General features: G+C 28.5%; 21 protein-coding genes and 2 other annotated features. Of the genes, 6 read left to right on the top strand and 15 right to left on the bottom strand.

What is annotated here, in order from left to right:
• Window positions 1-249: 249 nt before the first annotated feature.
• From pheS to ytxC, 6 genes are all read right to left on the bottom strand, one after another.
• The gene (gene pheS / locus L1S46_RS19815) at window positions 250-1,269 is read right to left on the bottom strand and encodes a phenylalanine--tRNA ligase subunit alpha (protein ID WP_238900806.1); all 1,020 of its coding nucleotides are present in this window, start codon (window positions 1,267-1,269) and stop codon (window positions 250-252) included.
• 119 nt (window positions 1,270-1,388) lie between these two features.
• Window positions 1,389-1,609, bottom strand: a binding site (T-box leader).
• Between the two features lie 360 nt (window positions 1,610-1,969).
• Window positions 1,970-2,752, bottom strand: a complete 783-nt coding sequence (locus L1S46_RS19810; protein ID WP_171780331.1) for an RNA methyltransferase — start codon at window positions 2,750-2,752, stop codon at window positions 1,970-1,972.
• 100 nt (window positions 2,753-2,852) lie between these two features.
• Window positions 2,853-3,212 (bottom strand): 50S ribosomal protein L20, encoded by a 360-nt coding sequence (gene rplT, locus L1S46_RS19805; RefSeq protein WP_011968897.1) that lies wholly within the window; start codon window positions 3,210-3,212, stop codon window positions 2,853-2,855.
• A 28-nt stretch (window positions 3,213-3,240) separates the two neighbouring features.
• Complete coding sequence (rpmI, locus tag L1S46_RS19800; RefSeq protein ID WP_011968896.1) at window positions 3,241-3,438, bottom strand: 50S ribosomal protein L35; 198 nt, start codon at window positions 3,436-3,438, stop codon at window positions 3,241-3,243.
• A 20-nt stretch (window positions 3,439-3,458) separates the two neighbouring features.
• Window positions 3,459-3,980 carry a translation initiation factor IF-3 gene (infC, locus tag L1S46_RS19795; protein ID WP_023974742.1) on the bottom strand — a complete coding sequence of 174 codons (522 nt, stop codon included), beginning with the start codon at window positions 3,978-3,980 and terminating at the stop codon, window positions 3,459-3,461.
• 15 nt (window positions 3,981-3,995) lie between these two features.
• Window positions 3,996-4,122 (bottom strand) — a sequence feature (ribosomal protein L20 leader region).
• Window positions 4,123-4,151: 29 nt separating this feature from the next.
• A complete protein-coding gene (ytxC, locus tag L1S46_RS19790; protein ID WP_011968894.1) occupies window positions 4,152-5,051 on the bottom strand; it encodes a putative sporulation protein YtxC in 900 nt (299 codons plus the stop codon).
• Window positions 5,052-5,276: 225 nt separating this feature from the next.
• On the opposite strand from ytxC, the gene L1S46_RS19785 reads away from it, so the two are divergent.
• Window positions 5,277-5,981 carry a DUF6873 family GME fold protein gene (locus tag L1S46_RS19785; protein WP_238861156.1) on the top strand — a complete coding sequence of 235 codons (705 nt, stop codon included), beginning with the start codon at window positions 5,277-5,279 and terminating at the stop codon, window positions 5,979-5,981.
• 105 nt (window positions 5,982-6,086) lie between these two features.
• Here L1S46_RS19785 and L1S46_RS19780 read toward each other — a convergent pair whose 3' ends face one another.
• Window positions 6,087-6,269, bottom strand: a complete 183-nt coding sequence (locus L1S46_RS19780; protein WP_078115189.1) for a hypothetical protein — start codon at window positions 6,267-6,269, stop codon at window positions 6,087-6,089.
• A gap of 294 nt (window positions 6,270-6,563) precedes the next feature.
• Window positions 6,564-7,115 (bottom strand): GNAT family N-acetyltransferase, encoded by a 552-nt coding sequence (locus L1S46_RS19775; RefSeq protein WP_077868752.1) that lies wholly within the window; start codon window positions 7,113-7,115, stop codon window positions 6,564-6,566.
• Window positions 7,116-7,582: 467 nt separating this feature from the next.
• Here L1S46_RS19775 and L1S46_RS19770 point away from each other — a divergent pair, with 467 nt between their 5' ends.
• From L1S46_RS19770 to ilvA, 3 genes are all read left to right on the top strand, one after another.
• On the top strand, window positions 7,583-9,139 hold the full coding sequence (locus tag L1S46_RS19770) for an ABC-F family ATP-binding cassette domain-containing protein (protein ID WP_041895714.1): 1,557 nt from the start codon (window positions 7,583-7,585) through the stop codon (window positions 9,137-9,139).
• Window positions 9,140-9,463: 324 nt separating this feature from the next.
• On the top strand, window positions 9,464-9,883 hold the full coding sequence (locus L1S46_RS19765) for a YjdF family protein (protein ID WP_077828808.1): 420 nt from the start codon (window positions 9,464-9,466) through the stop codon (window positions 9,881-9,883).
• A gap of 330 nt (window positions 9,884-10,213) precedes the next feature.
• Window positions 10,214-11,434, top strand: coding sequence for a threonine ammonia-lyase (ilvA, locus tag L1S46_RS19760; RefSeq protein WP_077828807.1), 1,221 nt, complete (start codon window positions 10,214-10,216; stop codon window positions 11,432-11,434).
• Between the two features lie 126 nt (window positions 11,435-11,560).
• Here ilvA and L1S46_RS19755 read toward each other — a convergent pair whose 3' ends face one another.
• The 4 genes from L1S46_RS19755 to L1S46_RS19740 all read right to left on the bottom strand — a co-directional run bounded on the left by L1S46_RS19755 (window position 11,561) and on the right by L1S46_RS19740 (window position 14,620).
• Window positions 11,561-12,175 (bottom strand): alpha/beta hydrolase, encoded by a 615-nt coding sequence (locus tag L1S46_RS19755; RefSeq protein WP_023976267.1) that lies wholly within the window; start codon window positions 12,173-12,175, stop codon window positions 11,561-11,563.
• Window positions 12,176-12,209: 34 nt separating this feature from the next.
• Window positions 12,210-12,875: an HAD family phosphatase gene (locus tag L1S46_RS19750; RefSeq protein ID WP_023976268.1), complete on the bottom strand. Its 666-nt coding sequence runs from the start codon at window positions 12,873-12,875 to the stop codon at window positions 12,210-12,212.
• Between the two features lie 124 nt (window positions 12,876-12,999).
• A complete protein-coding gene (gene udk, locus L1S46_RS19745) occupies window positions 13,000-13,620 on the bottom strand; it encodes a uridine kinase (RefSeq protein WP_017208845.1) in 621 nt (206 codons plus the stop codon).
• A 187-nt stretch (window positions 13,621-13,807) separates the two neighbouring features.
• On the bottom strand, window positions 13,808-14,620 hold the full coding sequence (locus L1S46_RS19740; protein ID WP_054249140.1) for a hypothetical protein: 813 nt from the start codon (window positions 14,618-14,620) through the stop codon (window positions 13,808-13,810).
• Window positions 14,621-14,973: 353 nt separating this feature from the next.
• Between L1S46_RS19740 and L1S46_RS19735 the strand changes: the two genes are divergently transcribed.
• Both L1S46_RS19735 and L1S46_RS19730 read left to right on the top strand, forming a co-directional pair.
• The gene (locus L1S46_RS19735) at window positions 14,974-15,453 is read left to right on the top strand and encodes a CarD family transcriptional regulator (RefSeq protein ID WP_011968883.1); all 480 of its coding nucleotides are present in this window, start codon (window positions 14,974-14,976) and stop codon (window positions 15,451-15,453) included.
• 232 nt (window positions 15,454-15,685) lie between these two features.
• Window positions 15,686-15,838, top strand: coding sequence for a hypothetical protein (locus L1S46_RS19730; protein ID WP_011968882.1), 153 nt, complete (start codon window positions 15,686-15,688; stop codon window positions 15,836-15,838).
• 96 nt (window positions 15,839-15,934) lie between these two features.
• On the opposite strand, the gene L1S46_RS19725 is transcribed toward L1S46_RS19730, so the two are convergent.
• The 3 genes from L1S46_RS19725 to L1S46_RS19715 all read right to left on the bottom strand — a co-directional run bounded on the left by L1S46_RS19725 (window position 15,935) and on the right by L1S46_RS19715 (window position 20,311).
• A complete protein-coding gene (locus L1S46_RS19725) occupies window positions 15,935-16,090 on the bottom strand; it encodes a zinc-ribbon domain-containing protein (RefSeq protein ID WP_011968881.1) in 156 nt (51 codons plus the stop codon).
• Between the two features lie 165 nt (window positions 16,091-16,255).
• Window positions 16,256-17,872 carry a cell shape-determining protein gene (locus tag L1S46_RS19720; protein ID WP_077868747.1) on the bottom strand — a complete coding sequence of 539 codons (1,617 nt, stop codon included), beginning with the start codon at window positions 17,870-17,872 and terminating at the stop codon, window positions 16,256-16,258.
• A gap of 597 nt (window positions 17,873-18,469) precedes the next feature.
• Window positions 18,470-20,311, bottom strand: a complete 1,842-nt coding sequence (locus L1S46_RS19715) for an ATP-binding protein (RefSeq protein WP_238900805.1) — start codon at window positions 20,309-20,311, stop codon at window positions 18,470-18,472.
• Window positions 20,312-20,316 lie beyond the last annotated feature (5 nt).

The following is a 20,316-nucleotide window of genomic DNA, read 5'->3' as shown; positions in this document are numbered from 1 at the left end:
ATCTTAATTGCAGCATAACTACTTTTTTAAGGTGATAAGTTCTTAATTGAAACATAACTGCTTTTTTTAGTTTCAAAAGTTCTTGATTGCAGTATAGCTGCTTTTTTAAGGTTAATAAGTTCTTAATTGCAGCATAGCTGCTTTTTTTAAGGTGCATATCTTTAGAATATTTATGGTAATATTCTAAAGAATAAATATTCCTAAGAATGTATATTCTTAAATTCTTGAATTTCAAATAAAATTAAGCTTTTAGAATTGATTTAAGAATCTCATATCACTTTCATATAATAATCTTATATCATCTATTCCATACTTTAGCATTACCATTCTATCAACACCAAAACCAAAAGCAAATCCACTATATACTTCTGGATCAAGTCCGCAGTTTCTAAGAACATTTGGATGAACCATTCCGCAACCTAAAAGTTCTATCCAACCGCTGCCTTTACATACTCTACAGCCTTCACCGCCACATACAAAGCATGTTGCATCCATTTCAGCAGATGGCTCTGTAAATGGGAAGTGATGTGGTCTGAATTTAGTTTGAACCTTGTCTCCAAACATTTTTTTTGCAAATAATTCTAATGTTCCTTTTAAATCAGCAAATGTAACTCCTTTATCTATAACTAATCCTTCCATTTGATAGAATATAGGTGAATGTGTAGCATCTACTGAATCTGATCTATATACTTTACCAGGGGAAATCATTTTTATTGGTGGCTTTTGATTCTCCATAGTTCTAACTTGAATTGGTGAAGTCTGAGTTCTAAGTACTATTTTATCATTTATATATAAAGTATCCTGTTCACTTCTAGCCGGATGATCCTTAGGGATATTTAAAGCTTCAAAATTATAGTGATCATATTCAACTTCAGGTCCATCTTCAATTGTGAACCCCATTGAAACGAAAATTTCTTCCATACTTTGAAGAGTCAAATCTAACGGATGCCTCTTTCCTATAACCTTCTTTCTTCCTGGAAGAGAAATATCTATAGTTTCACCTGCAAGCTTTTCAGCCTTTTCTTTATCTTTAATAGATTTTAATACGCTTTCTAATTTTTCTTCAACAGCAGCTTTAGCTTCATTAACTAATTTTCCTACAATCGGTCTTTCTTCTGGAGAAAGATTCCCCATACCTCTTAATATTGTAGTAAGTTCCCCTTTTTTTCCTAAGAACTTAACTCTAATTTCTTCCAATTCACTGCTAGTTTTAACAGCTTCAATTTTGCTTAATGCAAGTTCTTGTAATTCTTTAAGTTTTTCTTTCATTGATTGTTTCTCCTTTCAATAAGACATATAAAAATAATAATAGACCTATAAATATTTCTTTAAAAATCATTTGTTGGCAATTAAAAAGATTTTTTGCATAAAAAAAACGCCACCTCATAAAAAGGGACGAATTATCCGCGTTACCACCCTAATTGGAACTAAAAAAGTACCCAACTCAATTTAATTAACGACTCTTCTTGCCGCTAGCTACTACTATAAATTTCACAGCTAGAACTCCTGAGCGAACTTCAATATTATATTATTTAAGAAGGCTTACAGTCCATGACCCTCTCTCCCTTAAAACTTTTCTAATATCTACTCTCTCATTCACAGTTTTTCAATGTTCAATTAATACAACTCATTATACAAATAAATATATAAAATATCAATACTATTTTCAAAATTTATATATAAATCTACTGCTTTTCTAATATACCACATTTATAAGTATATTCCCAAATTAAATCAAATATTTTATCTTAACATAATTATTCTATTTTAAATATAAAACCTCTGAACACCAGATGTTTCCTATAAATATTTATATATTTTACTATTTACATAGATAAATATATAAATTTTTAAATTTTTTCATATTAATATAGATTCCTAGAAATATTCAAATCTACTTTCATTCTTAAATAGTTTCAAATTTTCCTAGAAACCTATTAATATACTTTCATATTTTAATAAGATTTAATCACAATTGATTTTGTCTTACTTTCTCATACATTATAACAGATGAAGCTACTGCTACATTTAAAGATTCAGCATTGCCTGGCATTGGTATCTTAACCTTAGTATCCGCCATCTCTAACACTTCTCTACTTACTCCATTTCCTTCATTCCCAACAGTTAAGAGAACTCTCCCTCTTAAATCTGCTTGAAAGAAATTTTTATCTGTATCTAAGGATGTCACTACTAAATTAAAACCTTTCCCCTTTAATTCTTTTACCAAAGAGAGATTCTCATCATCATAATAAATAGGAATATAAAATATAGATCCCATTGTAGATCTAATTGTCTTTTCATTATATATATCCACAGTACCCTTTGTTAATATAATTTCTTGTACTCCAGCTGCATGTGCAGTTCTTATTATAGTCCCTAGATTCCCTGGATCTTGCACCTTGTCACAAAGCAAGTAAAAATCTCCATCGAATTTCAATTCCATTGTATTCATTTTTATAACAGCAAGTATTCCTTGGGGATTTTCTGTAGAAATAAGTTCTTTAAATAAATTGCTAGAAATTTCATAAATCTTAATTTCATCATTTATATATTTGCCCAAAAATTCGTCTACTTTATCCTGTGCATCTTCAGTCACAATTAGGTAATCTACATCGACTTTGGCCTTAAATGCCTCTTGAACTAATCTAAATCCTTCAATTATATATCTACTTGTTTTAGTCCTATTTTTTCTTTCTTTAAGCTTTTTTGTATTCTTAAACAAATTATTTTCTTTACTTTCTATATATATCAAAGTTTTACACCTCAAAACTATAGGATTATGGAAAAATAATAGTATTATTATTTATATTTGAATATAAAAATAAAATGCGACATAAGCCGCATTTTATGTACTAAGCATTTAATTGTTTCTTAGCAACTTCTACTAATTCAGTAAATGCCTTTGGATCATTTATAGCTATTTCAGATAACATCTTTCTGTTGATGTCTATTCCAGCTAATTTGATTCCATTCATGAATTTAGAATATGATAAGTTGTTTATTCTTGTAGCTGCGTTAATTCTAGCTATCCATAAACTTCTATAATCTCTCTTCTTATTCTTTCTTCCAACATAAGAATTTCTTAATGCTCTTATTACTGATTCATTAGCAGTTTTATATAACTTACTTTTTCCACCGTAGTATCCTTTTGCAAGTTTTAAAACTTTTTTATGATTTTTACGAGAATTCTTCGCTCTCTTTACTCTTGCCATTACTTAAACCTCCTGCATTACCCCTATATTATAGGTATGGTAATAATTTCTTCATTACTTTTAATTGTGAATCTGAAACATATCCAGCTTTTCTAAGATGTCTCTTAGTTTTTGAACTCTTCTTTGTTAAGATATGGCTTCTAAATGCCTTACCTCTCTTAAGTTTTCCTGTACCTGTTTTTCTGAATCTTTTTGCTGCACCTCTATGAGTTTTCATTTTTGGCATGATTAAATCCTCCTCTCAAGTTACGCCTTTTTAGGCCCTAAAACCATTGTCATATTTCTGCCTTCTCTTTTAGGTCTTTTTTCTACTAGGCAGACATCTTCTAATTTAGCTGCAAAGTTATCAAGAATCTTTTGTCCCATGTGGGCAAGTTCCATTTCCCTACCTCTAAATCTTACAGTGATTTTAACTTTATCTCCTTCTAATAGGAACTTTCTAGCATTTTTTGCTTTTATATCAATGTCATGTTCCTCAATAGTTAGACTACATCTTACTTCTTTAATAGATATGATTTTTTGCTTTTTCTTAGCATCTTTTTCTTTTTTAGATTGCTCATATACATACTTACCATAGTCCATAATTCTACAAACTGGTGGTTTCGCAGTAGGAGACATCATAACTAAATCCATATCTTTTTCTTCAGCAAGTTTTTTTGCTTCAATAGTTGGGACAATCCCTAATGGTTCCCCGTTACTTCCTATTAGTCTAATCTCTTTTTCTCTAATTTCTTCATTCATAGAAAAATCTTTATTAATATTTTTCACCTCCGAAAAACTATATACATAATAAAAAGACGGCATAACTGCCGCCTCAAATTATCAATACTCAATGTATAGACATCACATAAAACCCATACTAGTAAATTCAACACTGCAGGGTGAGAAACGGCTGTTTCTTCTTAACATGTATGAGTATATCATTGTTGTTAATCCATGTCAATATTTTTTTGCTATTATTTGACCAATTTTATTATAGTCGCTATTTGCTTCATAAAAATGAACCTTATCTCCAAATACATTTTGAATAGTATCTAAAAATTCTTTATTGCTACATTTTTCTTTTCCATAGATATTTATATTTTCAGGTGCACTTGTTATCAGTCCGCTAATTAATATATCTTCCATATTTAATTCAGCTTTATTTTGATCTGTTGCGATTTCACTAAAAAAATCGTAATATAAATCTTTGCCTTCCTTATCTCTTACTATATAATTATTATCTTCTACTATTATATTTATTTCTTCTATTTTACATTCCTGTATTTCTACAAAGTACTTTAGTAGTTTTATAAATTCCTTATATTCTTTTTCCACCATATATCTTTCTACTACTTTATCTATAACTTTTTCTATATCCTCTCTTAATTTTCTCATCCTAAAAGTTATAAATCCATCTATATTAATCTCTTGTTTTTCACTTATGCAGTCTCTAATCTTTTCTACCATAGAATTAATTTTATTTAAACAAAATATAGTATCCTCATTTGCATCTACTTCTTCATACTTTAACACCTTTAGTATTTGATCTTCAACCTCTAATATTTCAGATTGCTTTAAGAAAAAATAATTATCCGTTATAAATTCAAACATTTCCTTTTTTCTATAATTATCAATAACTATTCTATATAAAATATTACTAACATATAAGTTAATAATCTCTTTTACTTTTTCATTATAACAATTTTCTTCACAAATTATCTTTATTATATGAGTTTTTCCTTCTATACTTTCAACAAATCCTATTAAAATCTCCTTCTTCTTTAGTAGCTCTTTTAGCTCTTGCAGGTCACGGGAAAAAGTCAAGTCTTCACTATAAGCTAATTTTAAAATAAGCATGGATTTCACTCCCTTCTTAATATTAGTATGTATTAAAAATTTGAGGATATGCAAAATTCATATGATATATTTCTAGTTGATAAAATATTAATTTTTATACATTCTAGCAGTTACTTAATTGACATATCTGTCTTTAAAGCGCAAAATATAATTTAAAATAATAATTTCAGTATTGATTATTTTGCCTTTAAATATCAGTTATACATTCTTATAAGGAGAATTTATATGCATTGTTTTGTCGATTATAGAATTACTAAAGAAGAATTACTTAGCCTTTCCAAACTAGACCTAAAACCAATATTAGTCCCTAAATGTAATGATGTTTATGATGCCATAAATGGTCATCCTGATATTCAATTAAACGTACTAAAAAATGATTCATTTAATAAGATAATTATCCAACGAAATATCTCAGAAAATTTCAAAGAGATCCTTAAATTAAACGACATAAATTATATTGTTTCAAAAAACACATTGTCCAATACATATCCAAACGATATTATTTTAAATTCTTTAATTTTAGAAAACTATTTTATACATACTTTAAAATATAGCGATGAAAATCTCTTAAACTCTCAAAATTCAAAAATACACATTGATGTTCCTCAAGGTTACACAAAATGTTCTATTCTCCATGTTAGAGAAAAAGCCTTAATCACAAGTGATAAAGGGATTTTTAATTCTCTTAAAAATTACGATTTTGACATCCTTCTGCTTCCTCCTGGAGATATACTACTACCTTCACTAAATTATGGTTTTATAGGCGGGGTCGGTGGTATGGTCTCTAATAATAAGATGGCTTTCTTTGGTGATTTAGATAGTTACACATGGGGAGATCAAATAAAGAAATTTCTTTTTAAATATGACGTCTTACCCATTGCACTAAGAAAAGGGAAATTAATAGATCGAGGTAGTCTATTTACCCTATAACCATGTCCACTATATAATATGATTTCTACTTTTTTATGTTACTTTTAAATAAATATAAAGAAGATAGCATTCACACTAATAATGTAATTACTATCTTCTTTATATTCACCTTGTCATTCTATTCTTTATTTCATCAGTTAATTTTTCTGCTTTTGACTTTACTAATTCTCCTACATTTCTCATTTCATTCCCCATATCTTCTGCCAAGCCTTTCATTTCGCAACCCATTTTTTCTGCCATTTCTTTTATTTCCTTAGTTAAATCTAACATCATAGTATCTCCTTTCATATAATAATTTACGCAATTTATAATACCATCAACAAAAAATTTTTTTATACTAAAAGTTTGCCCCAAAATAGGAATATTATTATAGAAATTCGGCTAAATTAATTTTTACTTACAAACAAAAATAACTTTTATCTAAATATAAAAATTAAGCTAATAGATATTTTCTTATCCATTAGCTTAGTTTCACGCCTTTTCTCTTACTATTCAGCAAAATGTTAATTTACTAACTAATTATTCTAAAAGTTCTTTAGACATTCTATTGTAGTCAGAATCATGTAAATTCATAACATTTGGTTATATTCTTAAGTTATTTTTATACTCAGTTCTAAAAATACAATAATACAATGTGGTTACCTCTTTATTATTTAGAAATTTTAATCTCTCGAACTTTTTAAATTTATATTTGAATCCGCACTTTTCAATTACTCTTTTTGAGTTGTTGTTAAAATCAAAATGTGCGCACCAAATTAATTCTAAATTTAGTTTATTAAACCCATAGTCCACTAAAGATTTTACAGCTTCAGGAACGATTTCTTTTCCCCAGTATCTAGGATTGAGAGCATACCCCACTTCTTTCTGATTTAGTTTCAACAAATTATTATCAGGCTTTCTATCATGAAGCCCTATGCTACCAATAACTTTATTTTCTGATTTTAAAACTACAGCATATGTTTCATTATTTCTAATAAACATTCTTATTATTTTTCTACTTTCATCCTCATCTTTATGCGGCATCCAACCAGCGTTAGGACCCACCAACTCACTTTTGGCATATTCATATAAATCTTTGTAATCATCCTCTTTCCATGTTCTTAATAGCAATCTATCAGTAACCAAATCCTCCATCTTGCTTCCCCCTTATATATAATCTGGTCAAATATCTAATTACGCCTCCAGCATATCCTCTTTTCGTTTCTAACACATTGAACTAAAAGTTTTATCGAGTAAATTCTCTAAACAATTATTAACATTCTTTAATTTATAGACACACGGATTTTATTACTAAAATTATAACATATTATGTAAATATACAACTACAATTTATACCCAGGGTGCTTTGGGCAATTGATAAATATTAGCTTTAATGAATTTTACTATTTTATGAATATATTGTTATAGTTTCAATACTCTTCTCATCTATATTTTTAATATACACAAATTTTCTTAAATTTACTTTGACATACTAGCTTTTTATACTTTAAACTATTATGGATACGCAACTACAAAAAGTGATTATAAGCTTATTATTTTTCTCTTATTTTAGGAGTCTTTTCACTTAGTTGCAAATTTTATAAGTTTTTTGGAGGTAATTGATGAGCATACTTACTGTTAAAAATATGAATCACGGATTTGGAGATAGAGCTATTTTTGAAGATGTTTCATTTAGATTATTAAAGGGTGAACATGTTGGTCTTATTGGTGCTAATGGAGAAGGTAAATCTACATTTATGAATATAGTAACTGGTAAGCTAATGCCTGATGAAGGGAATGTTATTTGGTCTAATAATGTTAGAGTTGGTTACATGGATCAGCATGCAGCATTAATGAAAGGTCAAAGTATAAGAGATGCCTTAAGAGATGCTTTTAAATATCTTTTTGATCTAGAAGCAGAAATGAATTCTTTATACGAAAAGATGGGGGATTGTACTGAGGATGAGTTAAATAAAATGCTGGAAAGAACTGCTGTAATTCAAGACATGCTTGATCATAACGGATTTTATGTTATTGATCCAAAAGTTGAAGAAGTTGCAAAGGGTCTTGGGCTTTTAGACCTAGGGTTAGATAAAGACGTTGATGATTTATCTGGTGGACAAAGAACCAAAATCCTTCTAGGAAAACTATTATTACAATCTCCTGATATTTTACTTTTAGATGAGCCTACAAACTACTTGGATGAAGAACATATCGAATGGCTAAAAAGATATCTTCAATCATATGAAAATGCGTTTATATTAATATCCCATGATGTTCCATTTATAAATTCAGTAGTTAATTTAATATATCATGTAGATGAAAGAAAACTTACACGATATGTTGGAGATTATGATGAATTCCAAAGGATATATGCAATAAATAAAGAAAAATTAGAAGCTGCTTATGAAAAGCAACAAAAAGAAATCTCAAGACTTGAAGATTTCGTAGCAAGAAATAAAGCTAATGTTGCTACTGCAAATATGGCTAAATCTAGACAAAAGAAGCTAGATAAGATGGATATAATTGAACTTTCAAAAGAAAAGCCAAAGCCAGAATTCAACTTCAAATCTGCTAGAGCTTCAGGCAAAGTTATTTTTGAAACTAAAGATTTAGTTATAGGTTATGACTCTCCTCTTACAAAACCATTAAATTTATATATGGAAAGAGGACAAAAAATAGCATTAGTCGGGGCTAACGGGCTTGGTAAATCAACTCTTCTAAAAAGTTTACTTGGTATAATAAAACCAATAAGTGGAGAAGTTCATTTAGGAGATTATCAATACATAGGTTATTTCGAACAAGAAGATAGAGGCAATAATAGCAATACATGTATAGATGAATTATGGCAGGAATTCCCTGGATATACTCAATATCAAATAAGAGCTGCTCTTGCTAAATGTGGACTTACAACTAAGCAATTAGAATCACAAATAAGAGTTCTATCTGGTGGTGAGGCTGCAAAAGTTAGACTTTGTAAAATTATAAATAATGAAACTAATATATTAATACTTGACGAACCTACTAATCACTTAGATGTTGACGCAAAAGATGAGTTAAAAAGAGCGCTTAAAGAATATAAAGGAACAATTCTGTTAGTTTCGCATGAACCTGAATTTTATAGAGATATAATAACAGAAACTTGGAATTGCGAAGATTGGACAACTAAAATAATATAGTCAGTTAATAAAAAAATGTAGTCAGTTTATTAAAACTGGCTATTTTTTTTATGTTTCAACCTAAATTTCTCTATAAAACTTATCAATAATTCTATTTTTATAGGCTTTATCTAGATTATCTACTAAGTCATAGAAGACATAATATAAATATAATTAATAACAACCTCTCTTTTCATTAGTATACTCTTCTACTATAATAATATTTAAAGAGATAAAAACACTGTTTCTGTTGGTAGTCAGAACCTATATTATAATATAGCAGTAACCTGCCCTCCTGGGGTTGTCCATTCTCTGTGAATTTATATACTACAGGAGGATTTAATTATGATAACAATAATTAAATTAACAGTTCTTTTTGATGATCCATTTTGGATTGGTGTCTTTGAAAGTATTGAAAATGGTGAATATAAGGTATGCAAAGTTACCTTCGGCTCAGAACCAAAAGACGAGGAAGTTTACGAGCTCATACTGAAAAAATTCTATCGTCTAAATTTTAGTTCGCCAGTATTGTCTGATGACTTTAAATCACCAGCAAAACCTAATCCTAAAAGGCTTCAACGAAGCATTAGAAAAGAGGTTAATGTTAAAGGCATAGGAACTAAAGCCCAAATAGCAATGCAATTACAGCATGAACAAAGCAAAATTGTACGCAAACAAAAATCAAAAGAACAAAAGGAGCAAGAAGAGCAAAGAAAATTCGAGTTAAGAAAAAATAAAAAGCTTGAAAAGCATAAAGGACATTAACAATAAAAGTTCTTTATGAAAATCATATATCTTAACTATATATTATGAATTTTTTCCTATCTAAAATGCTCAGAAATAACAAGTTAAAAATGCTATTAACACTTTAATACTAATAAATATATCTTTTTGATAAATATATTTATTTAATTATAGTATTACAGCATCATCTTAACTTGTTATTTTTTATTATTCCTTATTCCTAGAGTTACCTTTCGATTTAAATTTACGAAACTTATTGTCTTAAAAACTCTTACTTGACATAAAATGCTAACATGTTATCATAAAACTATTAGCTAAAAGCAATATACATATAAAGGGGATATTACAAAAATGATGACACTTGATAAATTTGAAGAAGCATATGAAATCGTACAAAAAGTAATCTTAAAAACCAAGTTAGTGTTTAGCGACTATTACTCAGATATTACAGGAAATAAAGTTTACTTTAAGCCTGAAAATATGCAAAAAACGGGGGCGTATAAAATCAGAGGGGCATACTATAAGATCAGCACACTTTCAGAGGAAGATAGAAGCAAAGGTCTTGTGACAGCTTCTGCTGGCAATCATGCTCAAGGGGTAGCTTATGCTGCCAAAGCCTATAACACAAAAGCAATAATTGTAATGCCAACCACCACTCCTCTAATGAAAGTTAATCGTACAAAAGCCTATGGCGCAGAAGTTATTTTACATGGAGATGTTTATGATGAGGCTTGCAATTACGCTTTAAAACTTGCTGAAGAAGAAGGTTATACTTTTATTCATCCTTTTGATGACTTAGACGTAGCAACTGGTCAGGGCTCAATAGCAATGGAGATCATAAAAGAATTGCCAACTGTTGATATAATCTTAGTTCCAATAGGTGGCGGCGGACTTGCTACAGGTGTTTCTACACTTGCAAAACTTCTAAACCCTAATATAAGAGTTATAGGGGTAGAGCCTGCTGGCGCAAACTGCATGCAAGTTTCTTTAAAGAATGGAGATGTAACTACTCTTCCTTCAGTAGATACAATAGCTGATGGTACTGCCGTTAAAACCCCTGGTTCTAAGATTTTTCCATATATACAACGAAATCTCGACGATATCATAACTATCGAGGATCACGAACTTATAGGAGCGTTCCTAGATATGCTCGAAAATCACAAAATGCTTGCTGAAAACTCAGGCTTATTAACTGTGGCAGCTTTAAAACACTTAGATGTAAAAGATAAAAAGATTGTATCAATTATAAGCGGTGGTAATATGGATGTAATTACCTTTGCATCCCTAGTGCAACATGGTTTAATAGAAAGAGAACGTATTTGTACAGTTTCTGTTTTACTTCCAGATAAACCTGGAGAATTAACCAATGTATCTAAGGTAATTGCAGAAGCTCATGGTAATATAATCAAACTTGATCACAATCAATTTGTAAGTATTAATCGTAACAGTGCAGTTGAACTTGATATCACAATGGAAACCTTCGGACATGATCACAAAGAAGCAATCATTAGAGCTCTCAAGGATAGCGGATATGATCCTAAAGTTATTCAACCTAAAATGATTTATCAATAAAATCCATAAAAATCTTAGTTGACTGTGAAGTCATAGATTTCACAAACATGATATTTAATGCTAACATTATAATTTTTTTAATATAACAAAAAACATTTAAAGAATACATTCTTTAAATGTTTTTTGTTATATTAAGTATTTCTTTTCAGCCTCAATTACTTTACGAATAACATCTATACTTCTTAATATATCATTACTTATATTTAGCGAATGGTCAGCTCCTTCTATTTCAATCATCTCTACACCATTAATTCTTTTTATTTTTTCAATAGATTCTATATTTATTAGCGGATCATTTGTTCCACTTATTACTAACGAATTTTCCTTTATTCCAACTCCTAAAGTATGATCTATAGGCGTTAAGTAAATATGCTTAACTTCATAACCACTAATCTCATCACAAAGTAGAGTATGTACAATAGTTCCTATGCTTTTAGATATGAATACTATCTTGGTGTAATTCCCTTTTAATGCTGATTTAAAGATACATATAGATTCTTTTATTAAGTGCTGAAGCTCCTTTTCTATAAGCAAGTTTTTTCTTGCAATCTGAAAACCATATTCTAAAGAAAGAACATCATAACCTAACTCTAGAGCTAATTTCTTCGAATAATCTAAAAGAGGTCTGTCTAATGTATAGCCAATTCCTGGCATCAACACAGTTAGCGTCGTACTAGATTGACTTATTACTTTACTTTCTAAATTAACTCCCCAATAAGAATTTATTAACTCTTCACTCATAAATTTAGTGTTCCTTTCTCAAACTTAATTAAATTCAATACTCTTTAATTTCTTCCAAAACGCTCTTAACATCAACCAATTCCTTACATATTTTAAACGCTAGCTTCTTTGTCTTATCATCTAATATCTTCATATCTGGAACATGAACTCCTGTCATACTCGCTGCATGTGCTGCTGTTATTCCAGCATCTGAATCTTCAACAACTAAGCAGTTATTTGGTTTAACATTTAACCCTTCTGCTGCTCTTAAAAATATTTCTGGATCAGGTTTAGAATTTTCAACTTGATCTCCACAAACTATATAATTAACTTTTTCCTTTATTTTTGCTCTTTCCAATAATTCAAGGGCTCTTTGTCTTCTTGTCGAAGTAGCTACCGCTATTTTATAATTTTCATTATTTAGGTAGTCTAATAGTTCATGTACTCCAGGCTTGATTTTAACACCATTTTTATCAGTAAATTCCAATGCTAATTTAGATTTTTTCTTATATATCTCATCGAAAGGAAAGTCCTTCCCAAACTCTTCCTGCAATGCCTCTTTTATACCCTCAACATTTCTTCCTATGAATTTTACATAAATCTTTTCATCCATTTCATATTGATAATCTTTTAAAACTTCCTGATAACATTTGAGCGATATTCTTTCCGAATCTATTAATACCCCATCCATATCAAATATTACTGCATCTACCTTTTTCATACGTATCTTCTCCTTTTTATGAATTACTACCAACTTGTCTACAATAATTAATAAATGCCTTTTTAAATTTATTCAAACTTAAAAAGACACACTTTATTTAATACTACTTAAAAATTATGTACTGCTATTCTTTATATATAAAATTCCTTACTCTTTCCAGTAGCATGCTTAAAGCAACTGCATTACAACCACCCTCTGGAATTATTATGTCTGCCCTTCTCTTACTTGGATCAACAAACTCCTCATGCATAGGTTTCACTGTACCTAAATATTGATTGATTACAGAATCTAAATCTCTTCCTCTTTCTTTTACATCTCTTAGCAATCTTCTTATTATTCTAACATCACCAGCTGTATCTACAAAAACTTTAATATCCATCAAATCGCAAAGTTCCTCATTTTCAAATATTAATATACCTTCAACTATTACAACTTTAGCTGGTTTTACTTCTACAGTTTCGTTTAATCTTGTATGTTCAACAAAAGAATATACCGGATGATATATTGTATTTCCCGCTTTTAATTCTCTAAGCTGCTCTATTAGTAGATCTGTGTCAAAGGAATTAGGATGATCATAATTAAGTTTTTTTCTTTCTTCCAAAGAAATTCCCTCATTAGATTTATAATAGTAATCATGACAAAGAATTACTATATCATCACTAAAAGCTTCTCTTATATTTTGAGCCAAAGTAGTTTTACCTGACCCGCTTCCTCCAGCTATGCCTATTATCATTATATCTTGCATTTTTTCCTCCATAAGTAATCTAATATAATTATACTTATAATTAATTTTAATAAATACATATTACTACACTCATTAGATTTTATTACAAAATAAAAAAAAAGACAACTCCTATAACTGCGATATCAAATCATATACTACAGTCAATAGAAGTTTACTTTTTACTAACTTTATTATAAATGTTAGCTCATCACAATACGTTTTTTTGTAGTGGCGATGACTTTTTATATAAATATACTGTAAGATTTTTATTTTCTTTATTAACATTTTTTAGGACAACGGCATTTTCGTTAATGTTTTCATTATCTCCATCATCAAAGAACTCAATTGCTTTGTTAACTCTCTTAATCTCTCCATCACCATTTTTATAAAGCACAGAAAATTTTTCATTAAAACTTCTATAATAATTATTTACTCTCGTATTTTTATGCTCATCCCTATTATATATTTCACAATTTATATTATTATCATTTTCAAAGAAAGTAATTTCACTATTATCTATTATAAGTTCTTCTTTGTTATCTATATTTGTTTTATCCTTGAAAGTTATATTTTTTAAAGCAAATTCAATATTTGTTACTAAAGCTTCATATTTATCCAACATGCTTACCAATTGTTCATACTCAACGATATCTTCTCCATATTTAACTTTAAAATCATTTAACATATCCTCTACTTTACCTTTATTATATATCCCTTTAAAAGATAAATCCTTTGCTATTTCATTTACTATATTATTTATGCTTTTATATTTAATAAACTGCAACATTCTAATAATAAAAAACATAGACAATATACAACAAGGCACTGATATTATCGGAAAGTCGATTAACAAAGCTCCAAGAAATATTAAAAATATAAAGTTTCTACTTGCATCTTTATATACTGCAATTCCTTCCAAAAACACAGGATTATAAGCCAAAATCTTATCAGCAAGTAAATTCTTATTTTTCCGTTTTATTTTTCTTTCACTTTTTATAACTTTTTTATTATGAACCCCCACGCCAGCAACCCCCTCTTTTCTGTAATCATTTCCTTAATTTTACATCACATATTATTTATTATCAAGCTGTTGTTTTACTTATATTTCTATATTTTTTTACATTTTTTACATTTAATTTATTTTTTGTATTATTATTACTTATCATAATTTCTTTAAATATGTATTTTTCAATTTACTTTTTACCTTTAATTGTCATATAAATTTTTACGTATATAGTTATCAAAGAATTAATATTACATTCTAAAAAAACACAAATATTATTGACATGAAATAATAGATATGATATATTTAAGTTTTATTTTTTTTAATAATGTGTTATAATAATAGAACAACCATTTAAGGAGGTGTGTTTTTTGTTTTTGATAGGAGATAAAGTTGTTTATCCAATGCAAGGCATAGGCACTGTTGAAAGAATAGAAAATAAGATTTTTTCAGGAAATACCAAGGAATACATAATAGTAAAGATTACGTCAAATAATTTAGAAATTATGATTCCAAGTGATAAGGCATCTAACTCAAATTTACGAAAAGTTTGCGATAACTCTACCTTAGATCATATATTGCTCACTCTTGAAAATAAAAGTAGTGAATTTGAACTTGCATCATCTAAGGAAAGATATCAAGCTAATGCAAAAAAAATAAGATCTGGATTACTTAAAGATAGTGCAGAAGTAGTTTACGATCTGATTCTTATGAATAAGAAAAAATCACTTAGTTCAAGTGAAAAACAATTATTTAATACTGCTTACAAATTTTTAGTTGAAGAAGTTTCAGTTATAAAAAATATTAGTGAAATTGAAGCTACAAGCTTTTTAAATTTGAACCTTAATTAATTTTTGTTTAGATTAACTATTACCAAATAACCTATATACTGAAAATAGATTTGAATAAACCTGCTAAATAATATAGGTATAATTAATATATTATTTAGCAGGTTTATTTATTTTCTATTTAATTAATAATATAACTAATATTGTTATTATTTTTTCTACAGCTTACGAATAATATTGTATCACTTAGCAAAAAATTAATATGTAAATTTATTGTTTAAGGGAGGTTTTTATTATGCCAAAAGATAGTCAACCTGATAACAAACATGCTAGAATGGAAAAATGCAATCATCAAACTCCTATAACTCAAGAAAATATGAACCACAATCCAAACAGAAAAAGACATTCAGTTAAAAGAGAAGGGGTTCAAAATGACCATATAAATTAGTGTATGGTTTGTCAATTAATAGTATCCTATATATACCAATATATAATAAAAAAGCTATAAGAATAATATCTTATAGCTTATCTTTGCAAACAGAAACTATCTTCTGTTGTTTTGTTGCTTTCTAGCTCTTCTACAATCTGCACATCTTACAGGATCATTTTCGAATCCTTTTTCTTTGTAGAATTCTTGTTCTCCAACTGTGAATATAAATTCTTTTCCACAATCTTTACATACTAATGTTTTATCTTCCATTTTCAATTCCTCCAAATTTAAAGACTTAGTTAAATAATACTTTCTCATAAGGAGAAATTTTAATATAATTAAATCTTTGATATATTTTTTTATTCCCTTTAGGAACTATTTTAGTATATCATAGCTCCCTTTTAATTGCAATACTTAATTTTAATTATTTTCTTCCTATTCCTTTTTCTGTTTCTCACTGTTAACAAAAGAAAGATTACTAAATGAATTGGTTATAATATATCTATTATCTCCAACTTTAATAAACTTCATTTCCACTGAGTCGTTAGCCTGAGTTAATGCAACCTCTCTAGATGTCTCCGTTGAAACCGAAAAAATATTTTCATTATTTTTTAACTTAATGTCATAAATACTCGTACCTTCTTTTATAACTAGACCTATCCTTTCTACTTCTCCTCTTATAACTTCTTCCTGGTTTCCACTTTCGAGAGAAATATTAGTATTGGTTAATCCCTCTAAATATTTATTTAAAGTAGCTTGAAGTGTATCTCCAACTCCTACAGTGTTATAATTTTTTACATTCACCATAGCATATTGCTTAACTAATCCATTAGAATCTTTCAGCGTCATAAAATATGTCGGCTCATTTTGTATGTTTATCAGATATGGAAAAGTAGCTTTATAACCATACTGTTGTACTTTTCCTTCTGCTGATCTCATGCCTGCTTCTTCTGTAGCACCAGCCGTTTTATACATTTTAGTTTCTCCGGTTCTTGTATTTGTAAGCATAAATCCTACAAGTGATTCATCACTTCCTACTGACGTTATACCTGTATAATAGTAGCAGACACCCTTATCGTATATAATATTCATACCATCTGTTGTTGTCTTAAGTTTATCTTTATCCGTAAAATTCAAAACACCATGAACCAATTCTCCCCATTTGTTAATATACCTATTAATATATTTCATCGGCTGTATTCTGTCTACCCATTCTGGTAGATTATCAATATTATAAATAGTTGAGTCACCTGTCTGAGCATCCATTATTAATGCACCTATGGCCTTTTCTTCTGTAATGCCCACGCCAGTATCATATCTTGTAATGACCCAATATGGTCTGCCGCTATCATCTAATTCAAAAGTATAATCTGTGTGCCCTGCTTTCATATCTCTAAAGTAAGCCGCTCTATTTAAATCACTAAGAAAATATGCAGAATTTAAATATTTAAGCCTAATATCTTTTCCATCAAGCTGGGTAACCAACTCTACATCATTTTGATTTGTAGCACTTACCTTAATATACCCTATCGTTCCTTCTCTATTGCTAATCCATTTAAGAAAAGAAGAATGCTCAAGTGGTCCAACATAACATAGTTGACCATTTACACTTTGTAATGTCAATTGACCAACACTCACTTGACTCCCAAGACTAGTAATTTCACCTAATTTTTTATCAGCTAGCTTGTATGCAAGTTCTTTATCAATAATAGGCAACTGGTTTATATCAATATATTCTATTTGGCTAGAAAAATCCATTTCTTCTATATTTCCTATTAAATTCCTATGAGCATTATAACTAATTAAAGGACTATATATGATAATTGCACCAACATATAACAAGGCAACAATAATTGCCGTAGATATATATTTTTTATTTCTAATTAATACTCCATATACCAGTGTACACGCCACAAATATGCCTGTTATTGTTAAAATATTAAGACTTAAATCTAAAACCATAGAACTACTAAAAATTAAAATTAATCCTATAATTAAATATGCGCTTAATAATATCTTTAAATATCTAATTAAATCTCTATTATTACCCATCCTTTTCCTCCACACTGTATTTTATTTCTTTTGCTTAAATTATAACATAAAGAATGGAATTAAAAAGCCTCTGTATTTATGAAGCTATATAAATACAGAGGTTCATATATTATTAAAAGGTAATATTTCTAATAACATAGCATATAAAGTGTGGAAACTATATTACTTGAATACTTAGATATATGCAATAGCAAATTATTCCTCGCACTCTAGAAACATTCCTTTTGGGGGCAAATAGTTTAAATTCTCATTTTTCACTGCCTATAACAATCAAAAAGAGATAAATAAAGTCCCATTAATTGTTTGAAACCTCATTATCTCTAACCTATTAAACACACTAATATAGTAACAAATATCAAATTTATATTCAACATTTGTTTAAAACTCTTAAAAAAAGTAAGTAAAAATATCTTTTTACTATATTATCTTAACTTTTTTTCACATATACTTACATTATAAAAGAAATATTTTGCAAGCATGTACATGTTACAATTCACACTTCACAATGTATAATTCATAATTACTGTTAAAATTCTTGTAATATTTTTAGAATTACGATGAAGGATTATTTTTGCAATATAATTAGAATATATAATTTTAATTGTATATATCCGAAAATTCTATATTAATTTTTTCAATACAATCTCCGCCTATAGAGCTGCAAAGCGAATATTGCTCTTCTGCATTTTTTACTAGTTTGCATGGGATATATATAACAAATTCAGTGCCACAGCTTATTTTACTTTTTACAGATATTACTCCACCATGCAGCTCAACTAAGGACTTTACAATAGAAAGTCCTATTCCACTTCCTTCATGATCTCTAGCTAGAGATTTATCTACCTGTATAAATCTTTCAAATATCGAATTTAATTTATCTTGCGGAATACCTCTTCCTGTATCTTTAATCTTTATACAAATTCTATCATAGCAATCTTCAATACTAACAGTTATTTTTCCACCACTTGAAGTAAATTTTACTGCATTTGATAGTATATTCAAAATAATTCTTTCAATTTTTTCCGGATCACATGACATAATTTTTTCTTCCACGTTCGTATCAAATATAAGAGACAGTCCCTTATTCTCAATATAGTCAGCCACTGATAAAGTTATATTCTCTATAAGAGCGATAATATCGATATTATGTTCATTGATATTGAAATATCCAGAATCAATTTTTGTTATATCTATAATATTATTAATAAGTCGTAAAATACGATAGCAATTCTGTTTCATTATTTTAGTATATTTATATTTATCAATACTTCTATTTTCAAATATACAATCTTTTAACCTAAGTTCATGCATTTGCAGTGCTGAGTAAATAACATTAATCGGTGTTCTTAATTCATGAGATATATTTGAAAAAAATTCTGTCCTTATTCTATCGTATTCCTTAATTTCATATAACTTTTTCCTCTCTTCTTCAACACTTTTTTGCAATTCTTCCATATGCTTTTTCTCTGTCACATCTATGGCTACTTTCATGAATAATTTATGTCCATCCTCTAAATCACCAATATATGCTGAATAAAAATTGCAGATTCTTATACTTCCATCATGTGCTCTTATAGAAAACTCCCCATTGTTTTGCCTTTTCTCTGAATTAAATAATTTTTTTATATTTGTACTGCTCAATTCCTCTTTAAAAGCCTCTGAAATATCCGCCCATTCTGAAATCGTTGGAATATCTTCAAGTTTATATCCGGTAATGTCACTCCATGATCTATTGATCTTCTTTACAAATCCATCTTCTGTATATAACATTATTGGGACTGGTGCCTCTTCTATGGAATGTCGTAACTGTCTCTCACTTTCCTTTAACGCTTCTTCTGTTCTAGTTCTTTCATTCATTTCTTCTTCCAATATAATATTGAATTCTTTTAACTCAAATGTTATCTCATCTAATTGATTATCTTTTTCAATAACTTCATTAACTAAATCACTATTTCTTTTTAATAAAACCCTATTCCAACTCTTTAATTCAGTATATGTTGTATCATAATTACCTTTATGAAATTTTATCTTATGCTCCATAAACTTAATTCTTAAATGCATTTCAATTCTATTTATGACTTCCTCATATTCAAGGGGAGTGCTTAAATAATCATTTCCTCCAACAATATATATTTTATTTCTATCAATAGCTTCTCCACCTGTGTTTATAAAAATAATTGGGACATCTATCAAATCCTCATCTTTTCTTATAACTTCACATAACTCATATCCATTAATGGCATCCAAATTTATATTTATTAAAATCATATCTGGTATATTTTCTTTTATTGATTTTATGATTGATTCACTTTTTTTAACACTTTTTATATTTATATATCCTCTATAATTAAGAAATTTTATTAGCACACGTGAATCTTCAAAGTACTCATGAACAATAAGAATATTAGCTTTATAAAAAAAGTTTTCTAAATTCTTCATTACTT

This window comes from Clostridium sp. YIM B02500 (genome assembly GCF_022324665.1).
Lineage (GTDB): Bacteria > Bacillota > Clostridia > Clostridiales > Clostridiaceae > Clostridium > Clostridium beijerinckii.
The sequence above is the reverse complement of the archived record's forward strand: the minus strand, read 5'-3'. Positions and strand labels throughout refer to the sequence as shown.

Excerpts from the sequence above, each read along its gene's own strand:
- pheS (WP_238900806.1), bottom strand. The coding sequence starts at position 1,269 with ATGAAAGAAAAACTTAAAGAATTACAAGAACTTGCATTAAGCAAAATT.
- rplT (WP_011968897.1), bottom strand. The coding sequence starts at position 3,212 with ATGGCAAGAGTAAAGAGAGCGAAGAATTCTCGTAAAAATCATAAAAAA.
- rpmI (WP_011968896.1), bottom strand. The coding sequence starts at position 3,438 with ATGCCAAAAATGAAAACTCATAGAGGTGCAGCAAAAAGATTCAGAAAA.
- ytxC (WP_011968894.1), bottom strand. The coding sequence starts at position 5,051 with ATGCTTATTTTAAAATTAGCTTATAGTGAAGACTTGACTTTTTCCCGT.
- L1S46_RS19785 (WP_238861156.1), top strand. The coding sequence starts at position 5,277 with ATGCATTGTTTTGTCGATTATAGAATTACTAAAGAAGAATTACTTAGC.
- L1S46_RS19780 (WP_078115189.1), bottom strand. The coding sequence starts at position 6,269 with ATGAAAGGAGATACTATGATGTTAGATTTAACTAAGGAAATAAAAGAA.
- L1S46_RS19775 (WP_077868752.1), bottom strand. The coding sequence starts at position 7,115 with ATGGAGGATTTGGTTACTGATAGATTGCTATTAAGAACATGGAAAGAG.
- L1S46_RS19770 (WP_041895714.1), top strand. The coding sequence starts at position 7,583 with ATGAGCATACTTACTGTTAAAAATATGAATCACGGATTTGGAGATAGA.
- L1S46_RS19765 (WP_077828808.1), top strand. The coding sequence starts at position 9,464 with ATGATAACAATAATTAAATTAACAGTTCTTTTTGATGATCCATTTTGG.
- ilvA (WP_077828807.1), top strand. The coding sequence starts at position 10,214 with ATGATGACACTTGATAAATTTGAAGAAGCATATGAAATCGTACAAAAA.
- L1S46_RS19755 (WP_023976267.1), bottom strand. The coding sequence starts at position 12,175 with ATGAGTGAAGAGTTAATAAATTCTTATTGGGGAGTTAATTTAGAAAGT.
- L1S46_RS19750 (WP_023976268.1), bottom strand. The coding sequence starts at position 12,875 with ATGAAAAAGGTAGATGCAGTAATATTTGATATGGATGGGGTATTAATA.
- udk (WP_017208845.1), bottom strand. The coding sequence starts at position 13,620 with ATGCAAGATATAATGATAATAGGCATAGCTGGAGGAAGCGGGTCAGGT.
- L1S46_RS19730 (WP_011968882.1), top strand. The coding sequence starts at position 15,686 with ATGCCAAAAGATAGTCAACCTGATAACAAACATGCTAGAATGGAAAAA.
- L1S46_RS19725 (WP_011968881.1), bottom strand. The coding sequence starts at position 16,090 with ATGGAAGATAAAACATTAGTATGTAAAGATTGTGGAAAAGAATTTATA.
- L1S46_RS19720 (WP_077868747.1), bottom strand. The coding sequence starts at position 17,872 with ATGGGTAATAATAGAGATTTAATTAGATATTTAAAGATATTATTAAGC.
- L1S46_RS19715 (WP_238900805.1), bottom strand. The coding sequence starts at position 20,311 with ATGAAGAATTTAGAAAACTTTTTTTATAAAGCTAATATTCTTATTGTT.